The 21,628-nt window shown below is 64.7% G+C and carries 17 protein-coding genes; 11 read left to right on the forward strand and 6 right to left on the reverse strand.

All coding sequences use genetic code 11. The features are described 5' to 3' along the window. Positions 1-16 precede the first annotated feature (16 nt). Positions 17-472, forward strand: coding sequence for a universal stress protein (locus ABGX75_RS03010; protein ID WP_011507690.1), 456 nt, complete (start codon positions 17-19; stop codon positions 470-472). Between the two features lie 47 nt (positions 473-519). On the opposite strand, the gene ABGX75_RS03015 is transcribed toward ABGX75_RS03010, so the two are convergent. Further along, the gene (locus ABGX75_RS03015; protein ID WP_287124930.1) at positions 520-2,472 is read right to left on the reverse strand and encodes an ATP-binding cassette domain-containing protein; all 1,953 of its coding nucleotides are present in this window, start codon (positions 2,470-2,472) and stop codon (positions 520-522) included. Positions 2,473-2,592: 120 nt separating this feature from the next. Here ABGX75_RS03015 and ABGX75_RS03020 point away from each other — a divergent pair, with 120 nt between their 5' ends. Next, the gene (locus ABGX75_RS03020; RefSeq protein WP_287124929.1) at positions 2,593-3,456 is read left to right on the forward strand and encodes a TatD family hydrolase; all 864 of its coding nucleotides are present in this window, start codon (positions 2,593-2,595) and stop codon (positions 3,454-3,456) included. Between the two features lies 1 nt (position 3,457). Next, positions 3,458-3,934, forward strand: a complete 477-nt coding sequence (locus ABGX75_RS03025; RefSeq protein WP_011507693.1) for a hypothetical protein — start codon at positions 3,458-3,460, stop codon at positions 3,932-3,934. A gap of 24 nt (positions 3,935-3,958) precedes the next feature. Here the strand turns inward: ABGX75_RS03025 and ABGX75_RS03030 are convergent, their stop codons facing one another. Both ABGX75_RS03030 and ABGX75_RS03035 read right to left on the reverse strand, forming a co-directional pair. Next, complete coding sequence (locus ABGX75_RS03030; RefSeq protein ID WP_011507694.1) at positions 3,959-4,495, reverse strand: HPP family protein; 537 nt, start codon at positions 4,493-4,495, stop codon at positions 3,959-3,961. Positions 4,496-4,615: 120 nt separating this feature from the next. Next, positions 4,616-5,164: an elongation factor P hydroxylase gene (locus ABGX75_RS03035; protein ID WP_224114703.1), complete on the reverse strand. Its 549-nt coding sequence runs from the start codon at positions 5,162-5,164 to the stop codon at positions 4,616-4,618. A 147-nt stretch (positions 5,165-5,311) separates the two neighbouring features. Between ABGX75_RS03035 and ABGX75_RS03040 the strand changes: the two genes are divergently transcribed. From ABGX75_RS03040 to ABGX75_RS03075, 8 genes are all read left to right on the forward strand, one after another. Further along, complete coding sequence (locus ABGX75_RS03040; protein WP_287124928.1) at positions 5,312-6,739, forward strand: MATE family efflux transporter; 1,428 nt, start codon at positions 5,312-5,314, stop codon at positions 6,737-6,739. Positions 6,740-6,936: 197 nt separating this feature from the next. After that, entirely contained in the window at positions 6,937-7,959 is a 1,023-nt protein-coding gene (locus ABGX75_RS03045) for an efflux RND transporter periplasmic adaptor subunit (RefSeq protein WP_347411443.1), read from the forward strand. 9 nt (positions 7,960-7,968) lie between these two features. Then, a complete protein-coding gene (locus ABGX75_RS03050; protein ID WP_287124927.1) occupies positions 7,969-11,124 on the forward strand; it encodes an efflux RND transporter permease subunit in 3,156 nt (1,051 codons plus the stop codon). Positions 11,125-11,333: 209 nt separating this feature from the next. Beyond that, positions 11,334-13,247, forward strand: coding sequence for an ATP-binding protein (locus ABGX75_RS03055; protein ID WP_035412290.1), 1,914 nt, complete (start codon positions 11,334-11,336; stop codon positions 13,245-13,247). Next, a complete protein-coding gene (locus tag ABGX75_RS03060; RefSeq protein WP_347411044.1) occupies positions 13,240-14,625 on the forward strand; it encodes a sigma-54 dependent transcriptional regulator in 1,386 nt (461 codons plus the stop codon). The genes ABGX75_RS03055 and ABGX75_RS03060 overlap by 8 nt, the downstream gene beginning before the upstream one ends. 264 nt (positions 14,626-14,889) lie before the next feature. Then, a complete protein-coding gene (locus ABGX75_RS03065; protein WP_035411798.1) occupies positions 14,890-15,870 on the forward strand; it encodes a TAXI family TRAP transporter solute-binding subunit in 981 nt (326 codons plus the stop codon). Positions 15,871-15,945: 75 nt separating this feature from the next. Next, entirely contained in the window at positions 15,946-18,123 is a 2,178-nt protein-coding gene (locus ABGX75_RS03070) for a TRAP transporter fused permease subunit (protein ID WP_035411795.1), read from the forward strand. Between the two features lie 164 nt (positions 18,124-18,287). Next, positions 18,288-18,983, forward strand: coding sequence for a hypothetical protein (locus ABGX75_RS03075; protein ID WP_011507703.1), 696 nt, complete (start codon positions 18,288-18,290; stop codon positions 18,981-18,983). A 5-nt stretch (positions 18,984-18,988) separates the two neighbouring features. Here the strand turns inward: ABGX75_RS03075 and tusA are convergent, their stop codons facing one another. From tusA to ABGX75_RS03090, 3 genes are all read right to left on the reverse strand, one after another. Beyond that, positions 18,989-19,240: a sulfurtransferase TusA gene (tusA, locus tag ABGX75_RS03080; protein WP_110062570.1), complete on the reverse strand. Its 252-nt coding sequence runs from the start codon at positions 19,238-19,240 to the stop codon at positions 18,989-18,991. Positions 19,241-19,299: 59 nt separating this feature from the next. After that, positions 19,300-20,373 (reverse strand): 23S rRNA (cytidine(2498)-2'-O)-methyltransferase RlmM, encoded by a 1,074-nt coding sequence (gene rlmM, locus ABGX75_RS03085; RefSeq protein WP_110062569.1) that lies wholly within the window; start codon positions 20,371-20,373, stop codon positions 19,300-19,302. Positions 20,374-20,487: 114 nt separating this feature from the next. Then, positions 20,488-21,618, reverse strand: coding sequence for an ABC transporter ATP-binding protein (locus tag ABGX75_RS03090; RefSeq protein WP_011507706.1), 1,131 nt, complete (start codon positions 21,616-21,618; stop codon positions 20,488-20,490). Positions 21,619-21,628 lie beyond the last annotated feature (10 nt).

The raw sequence follows: 21,628 nt of genomic DNA on the forward strand, positions 1-21,628 counted from the left end.
GGTGGGAGATGCCCCCATGAGTAACGAGTACACACACGTCTTAGTCGCCGTCGATCTGACCAAGGATTCGAACAAGGTGCTCGAGCGTGCCATTCCCATCGCCGAGCGTAATCACGCCAAGCTTTCGGTCATGCATACGCTCGAGCCGCTGGGCTTCGCCTATGGGGGCGATATCCCCATGGATTTGACCAGCATTCAGGATCAGCTCGACGAGCACGCCAAGCAGCGCCTGGCGGAGATCGCCGATCCCCACGGCATCCTCTCGGAGAACCAGCACGTCGTGGTCGGCATGCCGGATACCGAGATTCACCGTTTCGCCGCCGAGCACGATGTCGACTTGATCGTGGTCGGCTCGCACGGACGCCACGGGTTCGCCCTGCTGCTCGGTTCGACCTCCACCGGCGTGCTGCACGGCGCGCAATGTGACGTGCTCGCGGTACGCGTCGGCAAGGACGGCGAAGTCGACGAATGATCGCGCCGCGCCGGGCACGTCGTTCGTGCCCGGCGCGACGTTTCCTACTACTCCTCGCCCTCGGCCATGGCTTCCAGTTCCATCCAGCGTGACATCGCCGCATCGAGCTCGTCCTGCTTGGCAGCCAGCGCCTCGAGACGCTGCGTGACGGTCTCGGCGTCCTGCTGATAGAACTCGGGCGCGCCGACTTCCGCTTCGAAACTCGCCACTTCGGCTTCCAGCGTCTCGATGGTTCCCGGCAACTGGTCCAGTTCGCGTTGCAGCTTGTAGGAAAGCTTGGCCCGCTTGGGCTTGGCGGGGGCCGATGCGGTCGTGGCCTTGTCGACCTCGGCGCGGTTGGACGCAGACGGCGCCGGCTCGGCCTCGCGAGCCGGCAGCACGTTCGCGGCATTGCCGAATTCCCCGGGCGCCGGCGGCAGCTTGCCGCCCTGACGCACCCAGTCGCTGTACCCGCCGACGTACTCACGAACGTATCCCTCGCCCTCGAAGGCCAGCACGCTGGTCACCACGTTGTCCATGAAGGCACGGTCGTGCGAGACCAGCAGCAGGGTGCCGTCGAAATCGAGCAGCAGTTCCTCGAGCAGTTCCAGCGTCTCGACGTCCAGGTCGTTGGTCGGCTCGTCGAGCACCAGCACGTTGGCGGGCTGGGTGAACAGCTTGGCCAGCAACAAGCGATTGGATTCGCCGCCCGAGAGCGCCTTGACCGGCTGGCGCACCCGGTCGGGAGAAAACAGGAAGTCCTGCAGGTAGCTCATGACGTGGCGGTCCTTGCCGCCCACCTGCACGCGGTCGCTGCCCTGCGCCACGTTGTCGTACACGGTCTTCTCGAGCTCGAGCCCGGCGCGCAACTGGTCGAAGTAGGCCACGCTCAGGTTGGTGCCCATGCGCACCTTGCCCTCGGTGGGCGCCAGCTCGCCCAGCAGGATCTTCAGCAGAGTGGTCTTGCCGGCCCCGTTGCGTCCGATGAAGCCGATGCGATCGCCGCGCTGGATCTCCAGCGACAGGTCGCGCACCACCCAGTCGTCGCCGAAACGCTGGCTGACGCCGGAAAGCTCGACGACCCGCTTGCCGGTACGCTCGCCGCTGTCCACGCTGAGCTGGGCCCGGCCCACGCGTTCCCGACGCTCGGCGCGCTCGCCGCGCATCTTCTCGAGGGCCCGCACCCTGCCCTCGTTACGGGTCCGGCGCGCCTTGATGCCCTGGCGAATCCAGGCCTCTTCCTTGGCGAGTTTCTTGTCGAACTCGGCGCGTTCGCGCGCCTCGACTTCCAGCTCGTGCTGCTTCTGTGCCTGGTATGCCGCGTAATCGCCGGGGTAGCGCCCCAGCTGGCCACGGTCGAGCTCCAGGATGCTGGTCGCCAGCCGCGACAGGAACGCCCGGTCGTGGGTGATGAACAGTACCGAGCCATTGAAGGCGAGCAACTGTTCCTCGAGCCAGCCGATGGTATCCAGGTCGAGGTGGTTGGTGGGCTCGTCGAGCAGCAGCACGTCCGGCTCGGCCACCAGCGCGCGGGCCAGGGCCACACGCCGCCGCCAGCCGCCGGAGAGATTCACCATCTCGGTGTCGGCGGGCAGGCCGAGCCGCGACAGAATGGTGTCGATGCGTTGATGAAACGACCAGCCGTCCACCGCCTCGAGCTGGGTCTGCAGGCGCTCGAGTTCGGCCATGTCGGGCGCCTCGCTCATCACCAGGTGATGATATTCGCTCAACAAGGCCCCTGCCTCGGGCAGCCCCTGGGCAACCACGTCGAAGATGGTCCGGCCGCTCGCTTCCGGCAGTTCCTGGGCAAGCACGCCCACCTTGAGCCCCGGCGCGCGCCAGATATGCCCGCCATCGGGCGCCGCCTCATCGGCGATCAGCTTGAGGAGCGTCGATTTGCCCGTTCCGTTGCGCCCCACCAGCGCCAAGCGCTCCCCTTTCTCCAAGGTGAGTTCGGCATGATCCAGCAGGACCTGGGGGCCGTAAGCCAGTTGCACCTGTTCCAGACGTAACAGCGTCACGCGTAACCACCTCGTTGACAGACATTCGGAGTAAAGACGCTAGTGTAACGCATGGTCGCCTCCCGGGTCCGGGGGTAGAATGGCGGGTTTTCGCGACTCACTGGGCTGGGGAGATTTCCCGTGACACGATCTTCCGTGACACAAGACGACGCCAATCCGCTACCCGAAGCACTGCGCCTGACGTCGCCGGCGCCGCTGGTCGACATCGGCGCGAACCTGACGCACGAGAGCTTCGCCCGCGACCTCGACGCCGTGCTTGCCCGGGCCCGGCACGCGGGCGTGGACGACATGATCCTCACCGGCACCGACCTGGCACACAGCGAACAGGCCGCCGACCTCGCCCAACGTCATCCGGGGCTGTACGCCACCGCCGGCCTGCATCCCCACATGGCGAGCCACTGGAACCCTGAACTGGCGGCGGCCCTGCAGGCATTGCAGGCGCGGCCCGAGGTCGTGGCCGTGGGCGAATGCGGCCTCGACTTCAATCGCAATTTCTCGACGCCCGCCGAGCAGGAACACGCCTTCGAAGCGCAGCTCGCGCTCGCCGCCGAAAGCGGCCTGCCGCTGTTCCTGCATGAGCGCGATGCCGGTGCACGCATGCGTGACATGCTGCGCCATTGGCGTGACGCCATCGGCGACGCCGTGGTTCACTGTTTCACCGCCGACCGCGACACCCTGCACGGTTACCTGGATCTCGACCTGCATATCGGGCTGACGGGGTGGCTCTGCGACGAGCGGCGTGGCCATCATCTGCGCGACCTGGTTGCCGATATCCCCGCCGCGCGCCTGATGGTCGAGACCGACTGCCCCTATCTCCTGCCGCGCAACCTGCCGGCCAAACTCAAGGGGCGCCGCCACGAACCGGCGCTGCTGCCCTGGATCGTCCGCGAGATCGCGCACTGGCGCGGCGAGAGCGAGGCCTCGCTGGCGGCTTCCACCACCGCCACGGCGCGGCGATTCTTCCGACTCGACGAGGAGCAATGACATGGATTTTCCCGGTTTCATCGCCATCGAGACAGGCGACGAGGAAGCCCTCCCCGTCGCCATCTCCTGGGCCCTGCCCGATGGCCAGATCAAGCATGCGCTGATTCAGCCCGATGACGACTGGCTCGACGAGGAACTCCTCAAGCTCGGCGATTACAGCCTGGACGAGCTGCGCAGCCTGGGCCTGAGCCCCCTGGACGTGCTGCGCGAGCTGGAAGCCGATCACTTCAACGTGACGCTGTATACCGCGGGGATCGGTGACGACGAGGCCGCGCTGTCGCGTCTGTTCGAGGACTTCGCGGTAACGCCCTTCGTCGAGCTGGCGCCGGCGGAGACGCTCTACCCCGACCTCGCCCCGGGCGAGTGGACACGCGCCCGGGGCGACCTGTTCGGCGACCTCGGGCTCGAGCCCATGCGCGCCGATCACGAGGTACAGGTCATGCTCTACCTGCATCAGCGCCTGCGCGGCGAGGAGTGACGCGGCGGACGCGTCATCTCTGTGTCATCGCCAATGCAGGGGATAGCGGCGGTGACGCGCCAGGTTGTTGATCAGCACCGCCACGCTCAGCATGAGCGTGCAGCCCGCCGCCACGGGCATCAGCGCAAAGTGCCAGGCGAGGCCGTGGACTTCCTCGCTGCCGATGACGGCGATCAACGCCGTGGCGCCACCGGGCGGATGCAGGGTATGCGTCAGTTGCATCAGCAGGATCGCGGTCGACACGGCGACCGCCGCGGCCACCCAGCCGACGCCGAAGAGTTGAAAACACGCCACACCCACCAGGGCAGACAGCACGCTCCCGCCGAGCACATTGCGCGGCTGCGCGAAGGGACTTTCCGGCGCGGCGTAGAGCAGCACCGACGTGGCGCCGAAGGAGCCGATCAACAGCAGGCTATACGACGCCATCCAGGCCTCGCTGAGCCAGCCGACACCCGCCATGCCGAGAAAGCCCCCGATCCACGACCAGAGCGCATCGCGTACGCACGGCCGAGCGCGCCGGGACGGCTCGCCACGCATCTTCCCCAAATAAGTCTTGACCATAGTTGCCTGACGCACTGCCTCGGCACGCGTCTTCTCCCTGTTGTTTCGGTAACAAGCGTTTTTCGGTGACGGATTTCTCGATGGATCACCGCGGCAACCGCCTCGTCCGGCGGGCCCGCGTCATGCTCGTGCCAGTCGCGCGCGCCCCACGTCGATCGCCGCCTCGCGGGACAGGCCGTGCCGGTAGAACGCTTCCAGCGTCGCGCGAAAGGCCTCCGCCCGCTGCGGCAAGCCAGTCTCGCGATACCGCGTCGCGCGCGCGTCGACACGCGCGGCGAAGGCATCACGGTCCACCTCGGGGCCGCCCAGGTTATCGACGCTGACATGGAAGCGGCGCCCGCACGCCTCGCTGAACAGCGATTCCAGCGCCTGCGGGGCGATCTCGACCTGTTCGAACTCGCGCTGACGCTCGGCGTCGCGACCATCGGGCTCGTACCAGTAGCCGTAGTCCTCCAGCTGGCGGCGACGTTCACCGGCGATGCACCAGTGGCTGACCTCATGCAGGGCACTGGCGAAGAAGCCGTGCGCGAAAATGATCCGATGCAGGTCCTCGGCGTGGGCGGCGGGACGGTACAAGGGTTCATCGTCACCGCTCACCAGGCAGGTGCGATACGGCGCGGAGAAGACGCCGTCGAACAGGGCGATGACATCGTCGATACGGTGATTCACGCGGCCTCCTTCAAAGCGGAGGCACATTATAGGGGCTACGACGCATGATGAAAGGCGTCGACGTGGCACGCTTGCTAGAATGCCCGCTTTTGCGCCCGTGAAAGTTCTGAAGCGAGTCCGTGAAGAAAGTCCACGAGGAGAGTCAGTGTGACGTCGCCCCGAGCCCTGCTCACCCATAGCCACCGTGAATCGCGCACCTTGCTGCGCCTGGCGTTGCCGATCTGCGGCGCACAGCTGGCGCAATCGGGCATGAGCGCGGTCGATGTGATCATGGCCGGTCGCGCCAGCGCCACGGACCTGGCCGCCGTCTCGGTCGGCTCCAGCCTGTGGCTGCCGTTGATGCTCTTCATGACCGGCGCGCTGATGGGCCTGACGCCCATCGTGGCGCAATTGCTGGGCGCGGGGCGCCACACGGCGATTCGGCCCTATGTTCACCAGGCGCTGTGGATCGCGCTGTGCCTGGGCGGGCTGTCGGCGCTCTTGCTATGGTTCGGCGTGGGCCCGGTCTTCCGATTCATGGGCGTGCCCGAGCAGGTCGCGCAACTCTCCGCCGGCTACCTGGCCGCCGTGGCGTTCGGCATGCCAGGCGTGGGCCTTTACCAGGCCTTGCGCGCGTTCTCCGACGGCATGAACCACACGCGCCCCGCCCTGTGGATCAGCCTGCTGGGGCTGGCGATCAATATTCCCTGCAACTATGTGCTGATCTACGGCGGGCCCGGCCTGGTCTCGTTGCTAGGCGACGGCATGCCGGCCTGGATCGCCGCCTGGCCGGCACTGGGCGCGGTGGGGTGCGGCGTGGCCACGGCGATTTCGATGTGGGTGATGTGCCTGGCGATGATCGGCTACACGTACCGGGCACGCGCCTACGGCGCGGTGCGCTTGTGGCACTCGCCGGTTCCGCCGCAACGCCGCGACATCCAGGAGCTGCTTTACGTCGGGGTGCCCATCGGCGTGGCGATCTTCGTCGAGGTCACGCTGTTCACCCTGATCGCCCTGTTCGTCGCGCGCCTGGGGGAAGTGGTCGTCGCCGCCCACCAGATCGCACTCAACTATACGTCGATCCTGTTCATGCTGCCGTTGTCGCTGAGCATGGCGCTGACCGTGCGCGTGGGTAATACGCTGGGACGCGGAACCGCACAGGAGGCACGCTTCGTGGCCTGGAACGGCGTCGTCGTGTGTCTGCTGGTGGCCCTGCTCAACGACGCCATTCTCTGGATGACGGCGTCGCCCATCCTGGCGCTGTATACGTCGAACACGGAAGTGCACGCTCTGGCCATGTCGCTGGTAACGCTGGCCATGCTCTATCAGATCTCCGACTCGCTGCAGGTCAATCTCGCCGGCGCGCTGCGCGGTTACAAGGACACGCGCATCGTCATGCTGATCACGCTGTTTTCCTATTGGCTGATCGGACTGGCCGGGGGCCACCTGCTGGGACGTGGCATCGACGGGTATCTGGCGCCGATGGGCGTGCACGGCTATTGGCTCGGCCTGTGCGCGGGGCTGACGGTCGCCGCGCTGTTACTCGGCTGGCGCCTGCATCATCGGGCGCGTCGTAGCCTGAGCGCCTACGCTTGACATTCAGCCTTGCGGTGACGTGTCGCTCATCAGGCTCGGTGGGACACCCTTCAAGCGCGATAACGTTGATCTCACCAACGCCAACAGACCGTTTTAATGTGTCACGCTGACGCGTTATTTGTGTTGAAGGGTGAGCTAACTTGCGGCGACTCCGATCTAGCGGCTGCACATACAGGATGTGCGCAGCGGCACTGACCATGCTGGTGGCCACAGCGGATGCCGCTACCGCTCAAGAAACGCAGGTGGAAACCCAGCGAGTCCGGGAAACCCCGCGTGTCGAGATGCTCCGCTTGAGCGGCAGCGCGAGTGCCCCGCGCACGTCGCACCTCTCCAGCGCCGAGGCGGGCCAGGTAAGCACGTTGCATGTCGATCTGGGTACGCATGTCCGCCAGGGTGAGCGCTTGTTAACCTTGGATAGTCGAGAAGCCGAGCTCGAACGCCAACGCGCCCAAGCCAATGTCGACCAGGCCCGGGCCGCACGCGACGACGCCCGACGATTGCTAGACGAAGCCAACCAATTGGCAGAACAGCAACACATCGCGGCTAGCGAGCAGCGTCAGCGACAAAATGCCTTGGCTGCAGCCGAAGCCACCCTGGACGCTCAACAGGCCGCACAGGCACTTTGGGAACTACGCATCACCCGCCACGAGATCACCGCCCCGTTCGATGCGCTGATCACCCGGCGCGACACCGAACTCGGCGAATGGGTCACGCCCGGCGACACCTTGTTGACGCTGATCGACGTCGACGCGTTGACGGTTGATTTCTCGGTGCCCTACTCCGCTTATGCGCAAATGGATGACGCAACTCTCGAGGTGCGCCAGGAAGGCGATGGCCAGTGGCATGACGCCCGCCCCCAAGCACAGGTGCCGCAAGACACTCGTAACCGCCAATTCCTGCTGCGCGCTGCCCCCAGCGAAGCACTCACCCTGATGCCCGGCATGGCCGTTGAGGGCCGCCTGCGAATTGAGGGCGAATCCGGCCCCAGCGTACCCCGCGATGCCTTGATTCGGCGCCCGGATGGCAGCGTCAGCGTGTGGCTCGCACGTCAGGAAAGTGGTCAATGGCGCGCCGTTGAGCAGCGGGTCGAAATCGGCAACAGCCATGAGGGGAATGTCGCCGTTCATGAAGGCGTTGCGGTCGGCGATCGCGTGATCGTGGTGGGTAATGAACGTCTCGAGCAAGGACAAGCACTGATCCTCGGCGACGACAAGGAGTAACGCCCACGCATGTTTGCCGCCATTATTCGCCACGGCATTTTGGTTAGCGTGGTCACGCTGATTTTACTGATTGTGGGCATCGCCGCCATCTGGCGGATTCCCGTGCAAATGATCCCCGACCTGGAAACTCGGGTAATTGGCATCGAGACCGAGTGGGCTGGCGCCAACCCGCAGGACATCGAAAAAGATATCCTCATCGAGCAGGAAGAATACCTACGCAACGTGCCCAATCTGCAGCGTATGGAGTCCACCGCCAGCAGTGGCAGCGCAGAAATCGAGCTGGAGTTTCCCTTCGGCGTCGATCTCACCGAAACCCTGATCCGGGTCAATAACGCCCTCAGTCAGGTGCCCTCCTACCCCACCAATGTGGACCAGCCGCGCATCGTCGCCAACTCGTTTTCGGCCAACGCCTTCATGTATTTCAATGTCGGCCCGCGCGAGGGCAACCCTCGCCAGCTCGATATGCCGGCCATGCGCGATTACCTGGAAGATAACGTGCGCCCACGCATGGAAAGCGTCAGCGGGGTGTCGGAAGTCAGCGTCTCCGGCGGCGCCGAACGCCAGATGCAATTGCTGCTCGACCCAGATGCCCTCGCCGCTCGCGATCTCAGCATCAGCGATATCCAGGCCGCGCTGGAAGCGCGCAATCAGGACGTATCGGGTGGCAATCTGGAAAGCGGCAAGCGTCGTTACTTGTTGCGCACCGTGGGACGTTTTGACGACGTCAAAAGCCTCGAAGCGCTCATCCTAAGACGTCAGGGTGACGAACTCGTCCGCCTTGGTGACGTCGCCGAGGTGCAGCAATCCTACGCCGAACTCACGTCACGCTCGTATAACGCCGCTGGCGAGCCAGTCCTCAGCGTTCAGGTCCGCCGCGAGCCCGGGGCCAACGTCATCGATATCAAGCGCGAGATGCTTGAGGAAGTCGAGGCATTGAACGACGGTCTGCTCGCCGAACAAGGCATGCAGATCACCCTGTCCAACGACGACGTGCGCTACGTGGAAGCATCGATTGCCAACGTCTGGTTCAACCTCGGCTTGGGGGCGCTGTTCGCCACGCTGGTGATGTATGCCTTTCTACGTTCGGCACGGGCCACCTTTGCCGGTGTCATCGGTATTCCCATCTGTACCATTGCCGCGTTTCTCGGCCTGCTGCTGGCTGGGCGCACCCTGAACGTGATTTCTTTGGCCGGGATCGCCTTTGCCATCGGCATGACCATCGATAACACCATCGTGGTGCTGGAAAGTATCGAAACCCAGCGTCGTCGGGGGCTGGCACGGTTCCAGGCGGCACTGGCAGGCGTCAAGCAGGTTTGGTCGGCCGTGTTGGCTTCGACGCTGACGACGATTCTGGTGTTCGTGCCGATTTTCTTCATCGAGCAGGAAGCCGGGCAGCTCTACTCCGATATCGCCGTTGCCATCGCCACCTCGATCCTGATCTCGATGGTCGTGGCGATTACCGTCATTCCGACCCTGGGCGCGCATATCGATTTCCGCGGCCGGGGTGGCGATAATCGTAACGGCAATACCACCCGCCCGCGCTGGATGAGCGCCTGCTTATGGGTGGTGAACGGCATGATCCAGAGCGCCGGACGACGCCTGGCGGCCATCGTACTTGGCGTCCTCGGTGGGGTGGCGATTTTTGTCTGGTTGACACCCCCTGCGGAGTACCTGCCCGAGGGTGAAGAAGCCAAGACCTTTGCGAGCATGAATGCCCCCGCCAGCTACAACCTCGCCACCATGGACGAGATCGCGCGCACCCTGCAACGTGAACTCGAGCCCCATGTGGGCGCCGAACCGACCGCCTTTGAGCGCGGCGATACCGACGTGCCGCCGATCCGTACCATGGGCATTCAAGCCGAACCCCAGAGCGTGCGCATCATTGCCGAGACCATCGACCCCAATCATATTGAAGCGCTGATGGATGCGCTGACCGAGCGCTACGAGGCCTACCCGGACATGCGTGCCTTTGCCGCTCGCGGCTCGATCATTTCCAGCAACGACGGCGGCACACGCAGCATCACGCTGGATATAGCCGGCAATGATCTTGAAACACTCTACGCCACGGCCAACCGCATCTATCAGCGTGCGGAAGCAGCCTTCGATAATCCGCGCATTCAATCGCGCCCCTCTGCACTCGACCTCGGCCAGCCACTGATCGAGGTCTATCCCGACTGGGAGCGTGCCGCTGAATTAGGATTCGACACCGATGCCCTGGGCACCGCCATCGCGGTATTGACCAACGGCGCTTACCTGGACGATTTCTATCTCGACGATGAAAAAATAGACCTGTACGGCTATGGCCCGAATGCAGGCGATATCGATCTCGACCAATTGGCCAACCTGCCCTTGCACACGCCAACCGGCTCCAACGTACCGCTCAATGACGTAGCCGATATTGAGGAAACCGTGGGTACCGCGACCATTCGCCGGGTCGATGGGCGGCGCAGCGTGACTCTGGACGTGATTCCACCGCGCAGCGTGGCGCTCGAAGCGGGCATCGCACGGATGCAGCGAGAGGTGATAGAGCCAATGCGCGACACAGGCGAGCTGCCCGGCAATATCGATGTGACGGTGACGGGTGCGGGTGACCAGTTGGACGCCACTCGCCAAGCGTTAACCAGCAACGGCCTGATCGCGCTGGCGATCGTGTACCTGTTGCTGGTAGCGATTTTCACCCACTGGGGCTACCCGCTGCTGATTCTAGCCACCATTCCCCTCGGCGCGGCCGGTGGCATCGTCGGGCTATGGCTGATGAATACCGTCGGCGCGGTACTGCCACGCGTTGGCTTGAACGCCATCAGCCAGCCATTTGACATGATCACCATGCTGGGCTTTTTGATACTAATGGGCACCGTGGTCAACAATCCTATTCTGGTCGTTCACCAAGCCCGCGAGAACCTGCGCGAAGCGTCAATGAACGCGCGCGATGCGGTCTTTCATGCGGTGGAGAGCCGCTTACGCCCCATAGCGATGACGACACTCACCACGCTATGCGGCCTCTCGCCGCTGGTATTTTTACCTGGCGAAGGCACCGAGCTATATCGCGGTGTCGGCGCGATCGTGCTGTTCGGGCTGCTGGGCACGGCCATCGTCACCGTGACCTTTTTGCCCGCGCTCACCGTGGCGGTGCTCAGTTGGAGGCTGAAGCATCGGCAAAGGTAAAAAACAGTCGCGTTAGGAGTTCATCTTGCCGCGCGCTTGGTCTGCAACGTGACCAGGCTCCGACGCTCAGCACTCAAGCAATCGGCGCTCGGGACCGCGACTAAAGACTAAGCGCTGGCGCTTAACTTTAGACAAACCGCCACGCATCATGATGGTGTGGCCATATGGCCCCGATGCGTCATGCCATTTGCCACGAGCCGCTCGTCTTCATGTCCGATACACGCCGTTTCCCCCTTCCCGTGCGGCCGCGCACGCTGCTCGTGCTGGCCGCGATCGCCGGCCTGCTCGTCTGCATGTGGCAGACGGCACGCCTGGCCCGTGAGCAGGCGCTGCAGGAGCTGCGCCACGATGCCGAGAACGAACTGCGTCTGTCGGCGGCGAGCCTCGTCGGTCATCTCTCGCGTCACGATTATCTGCCGGAACTGCTGGCCTCGCGGGAAATGGTCAAGCGCTTCCTGAACGACCCCGACGGGCAGGACTCGATGCCCTTGAATCGCCTGCTGGATCGCTTTCGCGCCACCGCCAACGTCTCCGACATCTACCTGCTCGATCATACCGGCGAAACCCTGGCGGCCAGCAACTGGCATCGTCGCGATACCTTCATCGGGCAGAACTACGGCTTCAGGCCCTACTACCGGGAAGCCATGGACGGCAAGAACGGCAGTTTCTACGGCCTGGGCACCCAGTCGCGGGATCGCGGCTACTACTTCTCGGCCCCGGTGTGGCTCGACGACACGGCGCCGAACGCGCGCCCGGATGGTGTCATGGTGCTCAAGGTCCTGCTCGATGCGGTGGAAGCCGGATGGGCCGAGCAGGACGCGGAGCTTCTGGTCACCGACCGCAATGGCGTCATCTTCATGGCCAGCCGGCCCGAATTGCGTTTGACCACCATGGCGCCGCTGACTCGGGCACAACGTCAGACCATCGCCGCCTCTCGGCGCTACGGCGATGCCCCGCTGCCGCCAGCGGGCCTGCGCGAGGACCAGCGACACGATGCCCGCACACGCCTGGTGAGCTTCGCCTCCGGTTCCCTGGAAGGCAGGCGTTATCTGAGCCTGACGCGCCCCATGGAAGATTTCGATTGGCACATTCACATCCTCAAGCCGCTGACGCCGGTCAATCAGGCGCAGTGGCTGGCGGCGCTGCTTGCCGGCGGTCTCTACGGGCTCATCGCCCTGGGGGCCGGGATCGGATGGCAGCGCCTGCGTCTGCGACGTGAGCGCGAGCGCTTCGCCGAACGCGAGCGACGCACCCTCGCCCAGGCCCGCGACGAACTCGAACGGCACGTGGAAAGCCGTACCCGTGACCTGGTCGCCACCAATCGGCGTCTGTCGGCGGAGATCGAGGAACGCCGCCGCGCCGAGGAAAGCCTGCGCGCCACCCGCGACGAGCTGGTGCAAGCCGCCAAGCTGGCCGTGCTCGGGCAACTGGCGGCGGGCATCAATCACGAGCTCAACCAGCCCTTGGCGGCGATTCGCGCCTACACCGAGAATGCTCGCGCCTTCATCGCCCGCCAGCGACACGAAGCCGCCGATGCCAACCTCGCCCAGGTACTCGAGCTGACCGAGCGCATGGCCGAGATCAGCGCGCAGCTGCGCCAGTTCTCGCGCAAGAGCGGCGACAACCTGACGGCGGTTTCCGTCGCGTCGTGCTTTGCGTATGCATTGCGCCTGTTTCAGTCGCGGATTCACGAAAGCGGCGTGCGGGTCGAGCAGCACTGGCCCGAGCAGGCGGTGTGGGTACGCGCCGACCCGGTGCGCCTCGAGCAGGTGCTGGTCAACCTGATCGGCAACGCGCTCCAGGCCATGAACGATACCGCCGCCCCTTGCCTGACCCTCGCCATCGTTGCCGAATCCACGACCGTGTACCTGGATGTCGCCGACAATGGCCCCGGCATCGACGAGGCACGCCTGGCCCAGATCTTCGAACCGTTCTATACCACCAAGTCGATGGGCAGCGGCTTGGGGTTGGGCCTGTCGATCTCGCGACGTATCGTCGAGGATCTCGATGGCCAGCTCGACGCCTGCAACTTGCCCGGCGGCGGCGCACGCTTTCGTGTCCGGCTGCCGCGTATCGCGGATCCCAACGATCCCGCACGACTCGAGGACCCCGCTCATGCATGACCCTGCTGCTACGCCCGTGATGCTCGTCGACGATGAAGCTCACTTGCGCATTACCGCCAGCCAGACCCTCGAACTGGCGGGCTACGTACCCGAGGTCTACGAAAGCGCCGAGGCGGCGCTGAGTGCCCTGCAGGCGGATTTCCCCGGCGTGCTGGTCAGCGACATCCGCATGCCCGGCATGGACGGCATGGCCCTGCTGCGCGAAATTCGTCAGCGCGATCCCGACCTGCCCGTGGTACTGATCACCGGCCACGGCGACATTTCCACGGCCGTGGAAGCCATGCGCGATGGCGCCTGGGATTTCCTCGAGAAGCCCTTCGCCGGGGAGCGGCTGGTGGAGGTGGTGCGGCGGGGCATCGAAAAACGCCGCTTGAGCCTGGAGAACCGGCATCTGAAGGCCGAACTCGAGGCGCAGCAGTCCACCCCGGGGCCTCGCTTGGTCGGCCGGACGCCGGCCATTCAGCAACTGGCCTCGATGGTCCAGCGCATCAGCCAGGTCGAGACCGACGTGCTGCTCTTCGGCGAGACCGGTACGGGCAAGGATCTGGTGGCACGGGCGATTCACGAGCGCAGCGCCCGCGGCGGCAAGCCGTTCGTCGCCATCAATTGCGGCGCGGTGCCGGAAAGCACGATCGAGTCGGAACTCTTCGGCCATGAAAAGGGGGCCTTCACCGGGGCCGTGGAACGCCGCGTGGGGAAGTTCGAACACGCCAACGGCGGGACCGTCTTCCTCGACGAGATCGAGTCGATGCCGCTGTCGCTTCAGGTCAAGCTGCTGCGCGTGCTGCAGGAACGCGCCGTGGAACGCCTGGGCTCCAACACCCTGATCCCGCTCGACATCCGGGTCATCGCCGCGACCAAGACGGATCTCAAGGCAGCCGCCGACACCGGCGGGTTCCGGGAGGACCTGTACTATCGTCTCAACGTCGTGACCCTGCCGATTCCCTCGCTGCGCGAGCGTCGTGAAGATATTCCGCTGCTGTTCCAGCACTTCATCGCGGTCTCCGCCAGCCGCAGCGGACTGGAAGCCCCGCCGCTCGATGGTCATGGGATCTCCGCCCTGCTCGCTCACGACTGGCCGGGCAACGTGCGCGAATTGCGCAACGTGGCCGAGCGCTATGTGCTGCTGGGCGCCACCTGCGATTACCGACTCGAGACCCTGCTCCAGGGCGCGCAGAAGGACAGCGGCGAGCTGCCCCTGGCGCAGCAGGTGGAGCTGTTCGAAAAGAGCGTGATCAACCATGCCCTGGTGCGCTATCAGGGGTGCGTGCCGGATATCTGCGAGCGACTCGGCGTGCCGCGCAAGACGCTGTACGACAAGCTCAAGAAGCATGGACTGAAGGCCGACGACTATCGCCATATCGCGGAAACGGAATGACCGGCCCTCGCCCCCGATGGGCGTCGACGCGTTGTGCGGAAATCCGCACAGGGTTCAGGCCAGGTTGTGCGAACTTCCAGCCATATCGGCATGCTCCCTCTTCCACTTTCGTCGAATGAAAAAATCGTAACTGATTGAAAATGAAAGACTAAGAGAAAGATGGAATGGCGGTTGCCACCTATAGGGCGTATTTCACGAGTCCCGCCCTTCGGGGACTCGAACGGGAATACGCAACAACCACAACCGAAATCGGGAGCATTCGCCATGTCTTTCAAGACACAAGCCTTGACCGCCACCCTCGCCGGGGCCATGTGCCTCGCCACCGCGGCGCAAGCCGATCGCGAGGATTGGCCGGACAACTTCACCGTGGGCACGGCCAGCCAGGGCGGGACCTACTTCGTCTACGGTTCCGGCTGGGCCAACTTGATCGCCGACGAGCTGGGCGTTTCCGGCGGCGGCGAAGTCACCGGCGGCCCCAACCAGAACCTGGCGTTGGTGCACACCGGTGAGCTGGCCCTCGGCCTCACCACCATGGGTCCGGCCGCCGAGGCCCTGGCCGGCGAGAGCCCGCTGGCACCCGGCGTGAAGATGGACAACGTCTGTGCGCTGTTCCCGATGTACGAGACACCGTTCTCCATCACCACCCTGGCCGATAGCGGCATCGAGTCGATCTCCGATATTCCGGATGGCGCCAGCATCGGCTTCGGGCCGGCGGCCTCGACGTCCGATACGTACTTCCCGGCCATCCTCGAGGAGCTCGGCGTGGATTTCGAACGCCGCAACGGCGGCTGGAGCGACCTGGGCGGGCAGCTCCAGGACGGGCTGATCGACGTCATCGCGTTCGCCGCCGGGATTCCGATTCCCGCCGTGAGCCAGCTCGAGGTGCAGACCGATGTCAACATCATCGAGTTCACCGAAGAAGAGCAGCAGAAAGTCCTCGATGCCTTCCCGGTCTCGCCGTTCCAGATTCCGGCCAGCACTTACCAGACGCTCGAGGAAGATGCGCGCGCAGTGTCCATGTGGAACTTCACCATCGCCGGCTGTGACCTCCCCGAAGACTTCGTCTACGAGATCACCAAGCTGAGCATGGAGAACAACGACCGGATGCGCGACATTCACCGCAGCGCCGAGTTCAGCGTGCCCGAGAACCTCAAGTACAACACCGTGCTGCCGTTCCATCCGGGCGCCGTGCGTTGGTACGAAGAGAACGGCTACGACATCCCGGAAGACCTGAAACTCGACTGATCGCGTGTTTCTTCAATGCCCCATGCCCGTGCGGCATGGGGTACGTCGTTCGTTGCCGTTCCTAGGGTGATGCCCATGTCCCAGAATTCCCACTCTCGTCCCGACGACCGTGACGAGACCGCTATCGACGCCATCGCCGAGGGCGCCGATGACAATGCCGGCGAACCCAACCGCCGTGCGTATACCGGCTGGCAGTGGTGGCTGTTCGGCATTCTCGCCATCGCGTACTCGAGCTTTCACCTGATATCCCTCAACGTCTACCCGCTGGAAACGTGGTCGTTTCGCATCATCCACATCTGCGGGGCCTTGATTCTCGGCTACGGCCTCTACGCGGGCACCCGCTTCGTCGAGGAAGGCAAGCCGCGCTCGCCACGCTGGATGGCGGCCCTGGGGTATGCACTGTTGCTCCCCGCCCTGTACGCGCTGGTGCAGGTCGTCCTGATGCAGCAGGCCATGAGTCAGGGCGCGATGCGTATCGAACCGAATATCGAAGCTTTCCATTTCGGCTATCCGCTGATGCTGACCACGGCGGCCGCCATTCTCCTGTCATGGAGCGACCGGCAGTACCAGCACCGCCTCTCGCCGGCCGATCTGGTGCTGATGGTATGCGCGCTGGCCAGCGCCGGTTATCTGCTGGTGATGTTCAACAGCCCGCTGCGCGCCGCCACCGGCACCACCTTCGCGCCAATGGGAATTTCCTACGCCGCCATCGCCGGCGCCGCGCTGATCCTCGAACTCACGCGGCGGGTCGCCGGTCTCGCGCTGGTGATCATCGCCGCGCTGTTCTTGACCTATGTGTTCGCCGGCCCCTGGCTGCCGGGTTTTCTCGGCTATCCGGGGCTCTCGGTGGGCCGCTTCTTCAGCCAGGTCTATACCGATGCCGGGGTGCTGGGGCCGACGACCGCCGTGTCCTCGACCTACATCATCCTGTTCATCATCTTCGCGGCATTCCTTCAGGCGTCGAAGGTCGGCGACTACTTCATCAATTTCGCCTTCGCCGCCGCCGGACGCGCGCGCGGTGGCCCGGCCAAGGTCTCGATCTTCGCCTCGGGCCTGATGGGCATGATCAACGGCACCAGTGCCGGTAACGTCGTGTCCACCGGCTCGCTCACCATCCCGCTGATGAAGAAGGTGGGCTACCCCGCACGCAGTGCCGGCGCCATCGAGGCCGCCGCCTCGACGGGCGGCCAGATCATGCCACCGATCATGGGGGCCGGCGCCTTCATCATGGCGGAGATCACCGGCATCCCGTACACCGAGATCGCCATCGCCGCCCTGATACCGGCCATCCTGTATTTCGCGTCGGTCTACTTCATGGTCGACTTCGAAGCGGCACGCAAGGGCATGCGCGGCATGCGCAAGGACGAGATCCCGCGCTTCTCCAGGCTGGTCAAGCAGGCCTACTTGTTCGCGCCCATCATCATTCTGATCGTGGCGCTGTTCATGGGCTACTCGGTGATTCGCGCCGGCACCCTGGCCACCGCCTCCGCCGCCGTGGTGAGCTGGGTCTCGCCTAACAAGATGGGCATCCGCGCCATCCTCAAGGCCCTGCAGCTCGCCGGCACGATGTCGATCCAGATCATCGCCGTCTGCGCCTGTGCGGGGCTGATCGTCGGCGTGATCGCGCTGACTGGGGTCGGAGCGCGGTTCTCCTCGCTGCTGCTGGGGCTGGCCGGTGTCAGCCAGTTGCTGGCGCTGTTCTTCGCCATGTGCATCAGCATTCTGCTGGGCATGGGGATGCCGACCACCGCCGCCTACGCCGTCGCGGCCTCGGTGGTGGCGCCCGGGTTGATCGATATCGGCATCCAGCCGCTGGTCGCCCACTTCTTCGTGTTCTATTTCGCGGTCGTCTCGGCCATCACGCCACCGGTGGCGCTGGCCTCCTACGCGGCGGCGGGTATCTCGGGCGACAACGCCATGGGCACCTCGGTGGCCTCGTTCAAGATCGGCCTGGCGGCCTTCATCGTGCCCTTCATGTTCTTCTACAGTCCGGCAATGCTGATGGAAGGCTCCTGGCTGCAGATCCTGCGCGTCGGCGTCACCGCGACACTCGGCATCGTGCTGCTGTCGGCCACCGTGCAGGCGTGGTTCTTCGGCCCGGTCAAGGCCTGGCAACGCCTGGTGATGCTGATCGGGGCGCTGTGCATGATCTACGGCGGCATCTACACCGATGTGATCGGTCTGCTCATCGGCATCGGCCTGTTCGCCATGCAGCGCGGTCGCAACGGCTCGCGGCCCGCCACCTCCCACTGACACGGCGCTCGCCGTCCGCTGTGCCCCTCCCCGCTCGGTCCGTCGAGCGGGGCGGGGCATTAACGTGCCATAAAACGTGCACGACAATGCTTAACTTTCCACGCCGCCCTGTGCTAATAGTGAACTGAGGTCTTGGCCTACTACTGCTGCGCAAGGAGGTTGCCATGGGCATCGTCTCGTCCCCACGCACCGCTCAGGTCATCGATCTGGATACCATGAGGCAGCGGCGCCAGGCACAACGTCGTATCGTGCGCCTGGCTCCCGAGCTGGACGGCCTGGAGATGCTGTATCACCTGGCTTCGGATCCGGACACTTTGTATGCCATGCCCCTGCTGGCCTGGGGGCTGCGTGAAAGCGGCGAAGTGGTGGGCATGGTGCCGTGGATGGAGTCGCTGACTGCCTGCCACGAGCTGGACAGCCCCGACCACGGTCACTTCTTCGGTTATCGGGACCCCGAGACCGACGACATCTTCCATACCCCGCCCGAGCATAAAGTCTACGAACTGGAACATGCCGCGGCCTATTTCGACTACGAAGAGACGCAGGCACCGACACTGATTCAGCAACTGCCCGACACGCAGGGCACGCACGCCCTGTGCCTGGATAGCGGCAGTCACCTCTGGCAGCTCAAGCAGGTCTTCGGATGGCGGTTATACAATGACGGCAGCGTGGAAGCGTTGCTGATCGACGAAACCCGTGTCGACCAGACGCCGATCGTCGCCGGCGATGCCTGTCTGTATCCCGGGCACAGCCGGCACAAGACGGTCTACTTCTTCCAGCGCCACATCGCCAGCCAGATCAAGCGGGAGGACCCCGCCACGCTGGAGGCCCTGGCGATGATGATGACGCCCTCGTCGTAAGGGCGTCAGGCCAGGCGGATGACATAGCGATAGCGCTCGTCGTCGTGCGACTGCGCGACGAGTTCGTGCCCCAGGAACGTGCAGAACTTGGGCACGTCGCGGGTCGTGGCCGGATCCGTGGCGATGACGGTCAGGATCTGGCCGGCGGTCATGTCGCGCACCTGGTTGTGCATCATCATGATCGGCTCGGGGCAGTACAGGCCGGAGGTGTCGAGTTCGGCATCCGACGCGGGCAAGGTCGTATCGGAATCGGACATGGAAGGCGTTACCTCAGTGGGGATTCACAGGCTGATGATGCGCCATCGCTGCGGCCAGCTCAATCGAGCAGGCACACGTGAACGGTGACTTCCTCGCGATCGTGATAAAGATGCCGGCAGCGTATCCGCGCACGAATCCCCGCCTGGTCCAGGGACGAGGCGAGCCGTTCGAGACAGCGCGAGACCTCGTCCCAGCGCTTTTTCATCGGCAGCTTGAGGTTGAAGATCGCCTCGTGGCACCACGGCGCGACGAGCCAGCGCTCGACCATGTCGATGACACGCATGGGCTTGTCGACGATATCGCATACCAGCCAATCGAGCCGCATCGGCGGTTGCCAGACGAATCCGTCCTCGCGCAGATGCTCGACCTGGCCGCTGGCCATGAGCGCGTCATCCATGGGGCCGTTGTCGATGGCGTAGACGTACATGCCCTTGCGCACGAGCTGGTACGTCCAGCCGCCCGGCGCGGCTCCCAGATCGGCGGCCTGCATGCTGTCGCTGAGCCGTGCCGGCCACGCCTCGCGCGGCACGAAGACGTGCCAGGCCTCCTCGAGCTTGAGTGTCGAACGACTCGGCGCTTCACGGGGAAACTTCAAGCGCGGTATCCCCCCGAGATGCTCGGCACGGTTGCCGGGAAAGCTCATCGCCAGCTGAACCCGGTCTCCTGCCGTCCAGAAGAGGTGCAGGCGCCGCCCGCCGGCCTTGCGACGCAAGGCACCACGTTTTCTGAGCGTGCTTTCCAGCGGCTTGCGCAGCGCCTTCATCAAGCCGGCCAGTGCCTTTTCTTCGTTGGTATCCGGGGTTTCCTGCCAGATCGATTCGAATGACCAGCCACTGGCGACGACCAGATCGACGATCGCGGACAATCTGTCGTCACGGGGAAGCGCTTCCAGCGGCGGAAAGGCGACCAGCGATTGGCGCGCGAACACCAGGGCCTCGAGCGGCAAGGCGCGATGCACCTCGTTGGCCGGCGTCTCGGGGTCCAGCACGAAGCGCACGTGGCCGCTATCCCGGGCCGCGATGGGATATCCGCCTTGCCCGGCGTGGGCCGTCTTGTCGGCAAGTTCGGCACTCAGGTCTTTTTCGAAGCCGGGACGGCAATAAAGCAGCCACTCGTGCGGGCAGACAGCCATGTTGAACTCCAGAAACGGCGAGCGCGCAGTCTAACGAGCGCTCATCGCCCAAGGCAAGCGCGCAAGCCGCGCCGGTGCCGGGCGAACCGACACCGGCGCGCCGCCGTCGCGACGCTAGGCCACGCGTCGCTGGCTCGTCGCCTCGAACAGCACGGCCCGACTCATGTCGACGCGCAGGGCGACACGCTCGCCGGCCGCCACCCGACTCTTGGGCCCCAGGCGCATGGTGGCCTCGGTCTCGCCCAGCGTCGCCTGGAGCAGGATGTCCGCGCCGGTGGGCTCGACCACCGTCGCCATCACCTCGAGCCGCGTCCCGTCGAACGACGTTTCCATGCGCGTTTCGTCTTCGACGAAGTGCTCGGGACGCAGTCCGAGAATCAGCCGCTCGCCGACCCGCGCCTGCAGCGCCTGCGCGTCGCGCTCGGCCGGCCAGGGCAGCTCCAGTGGCGCCCCTGTGGGATCGTCGCCATCGAGCACGCGCAGCACATACCCGTCGCCGCCGCTGACCAGCGTCACGGGAATGAAGTTCATCGACGGCGAGCCCATGAACCCCGCGACGAACATGTCCACGGGGTCGTTGTAGACTTCGTCGGGCGTCCCCAGTTGCAGGATCTCGCCGTCGCGCATCACGGCAATGCGATCGGCCAGGGTCATGGCCTCGATCTGGTCGTGGGTCACGTAAACGATGGTCGTGCCCAGACGCTGATGCAGCTTCTTGATTTCGGTGCGCATCTCGACACGCAGCTTGGCATCCAGGTTCGAGAGCGGCTCGTCGAACAGGTAGATCTGCGGTTCGCGCGCCAGGGCCCGCCCCATGGCGACACGCTGGCGCTGCCCGCCCGAGAGTTGCGACGGCTTGCGGTCGAGCAGTGGCGTGATCTGCAGCAGCTCGGCCACGCGTGCGACCGCCTCCTCGCGCTGGGCCTTGGGCATCTTGCGCATTTCCAGGCCGAAGGCGATGTTCTGACGCACATTCATGCTCGGATACAGGGCGTAGGACTGAAACACCATGGCGATGTCACGCTCGGCCGGCGTATGCCAGGTGACGTCTTCACCGCCGATCTGGATTTCGCCGGACGTCACCGGTTCCAGCCCCGCGATGGCATTCATCAGCGTCGACTTCCCGCATCCCGAGGGGCCGACCAGAATCAGGAACTCGCCGGAGTCGATCGACAGCGAAATATCCTTGAGTACTTGCGTGCTACCGAACGTCTTGTCGACGTGACGGATGTTCAATGCGGACATAATGACCTCT

Source organism: Chromohalobacter sp., assembly GCF_039830575.1.
Taxonomy (GTDB): domain Bacteria; phylum Pseudomonadota; class Gammaproteobacteria; order Pseudomonadales; family Halomonadaceae; genus Chromohalobacter; species Chromohalobacter israelensis.

Excerpts from the sequence above, each read along its gene's own strand:
- ABGX75_RS03090 (WP_011507706.1), bottom strand. The coding sequence starts at position 21,618 with ATGTCCGCATTGAACATCCGTCACGTCGACAAGACGTTCGGTAGCACG.
- tusA (WP_110062570.1), bottom strand. The coding sequence starts at position 19,240 with ATGTCCGATTCCGATACGACCTTGCCCGCGTCGGATGCCGAACTCGAC.
- ABGX75_RS03045 (WP_347411443.1), top strand. The coding sequence starts at position 6,937 with ATGCTGGTGGCCACAGCGGATGCCGCTACCGCTCAAGAAACGCAGGTG.
- ABGX75_RS03065 (WP_035411798.1), top strand. The coding sequence starts at position 14,890 with ATGTCTTTCAAGACACAAGCCTTGACCGCCACCCTCGCCGGGGCCATG.
- ABGX75_RS03075 (WP_011507703.1), top strand. The coding sequence starts at position 18,288 with ATGGGCATCGTCTCGTCCCCACGCACCGCTCAGGTCATCGATCTGGAT.
- ABGX75_RS03060 (WP_347411044.1), top strand. The coding sequence starts at position 13,240 with ATGCATGACCCTGCTGCTACGCCCGTGATGCTCGTCGACGATGAAGCT.
- rlmM (WP_110062569.1), bottom strand. The coding sequence starts at position 20,373 with ATGGCTGTCTGCCCGCACGAGTGGCTGCTTTATTGCCGTCCCGGCTTC.
- ABGX75_RS03050 (WP_287124927.1), top strand. The coding sequence starts at position 7,969 with ATGTTTGCCGCCATTATTCGCCACGGCATTTTGGTTAGCGTGGTCACG.
- ABGX75_RS03030 (WP_011507694.1), bottom strand. The coding sequence starts at position 4,495 with ATGGTCAAGACTTATTTGGGGAAGATGCGTGGCGAGCCGTCCCGGCGC.
- ABGX75_RS03070 (WP_035411795.1), top strand. The coding sequence starts at position 15,946 with ATGTCCCAGAATTCCCACTCTCGTCCCGACGACCGTGACGAGACCGCT.
- ABGX75_RS03055 (WP_035412290.1), top strand. The coding sequence starts at position 11,334 with ATGTCCGATACACGCCGTTTCCCCCTTCCCGTGCGGCCGCGCACGCTG.
- ABGX75_RS03010 (WP_011507690.1), top strand. The coding sequence starts at position 17 with ATGAGTAACGAGTACACACACGTCTTAGTCGCCGTCGATCTGACCAAG.
- ABGX75_RS03025 (WP_011507693.1), top strand. The coding sequence starts at position 3,458 with ATGGATTTTCCCGGTTTCATCGCCATCGAGACAGGCGACGAGGAAGCC.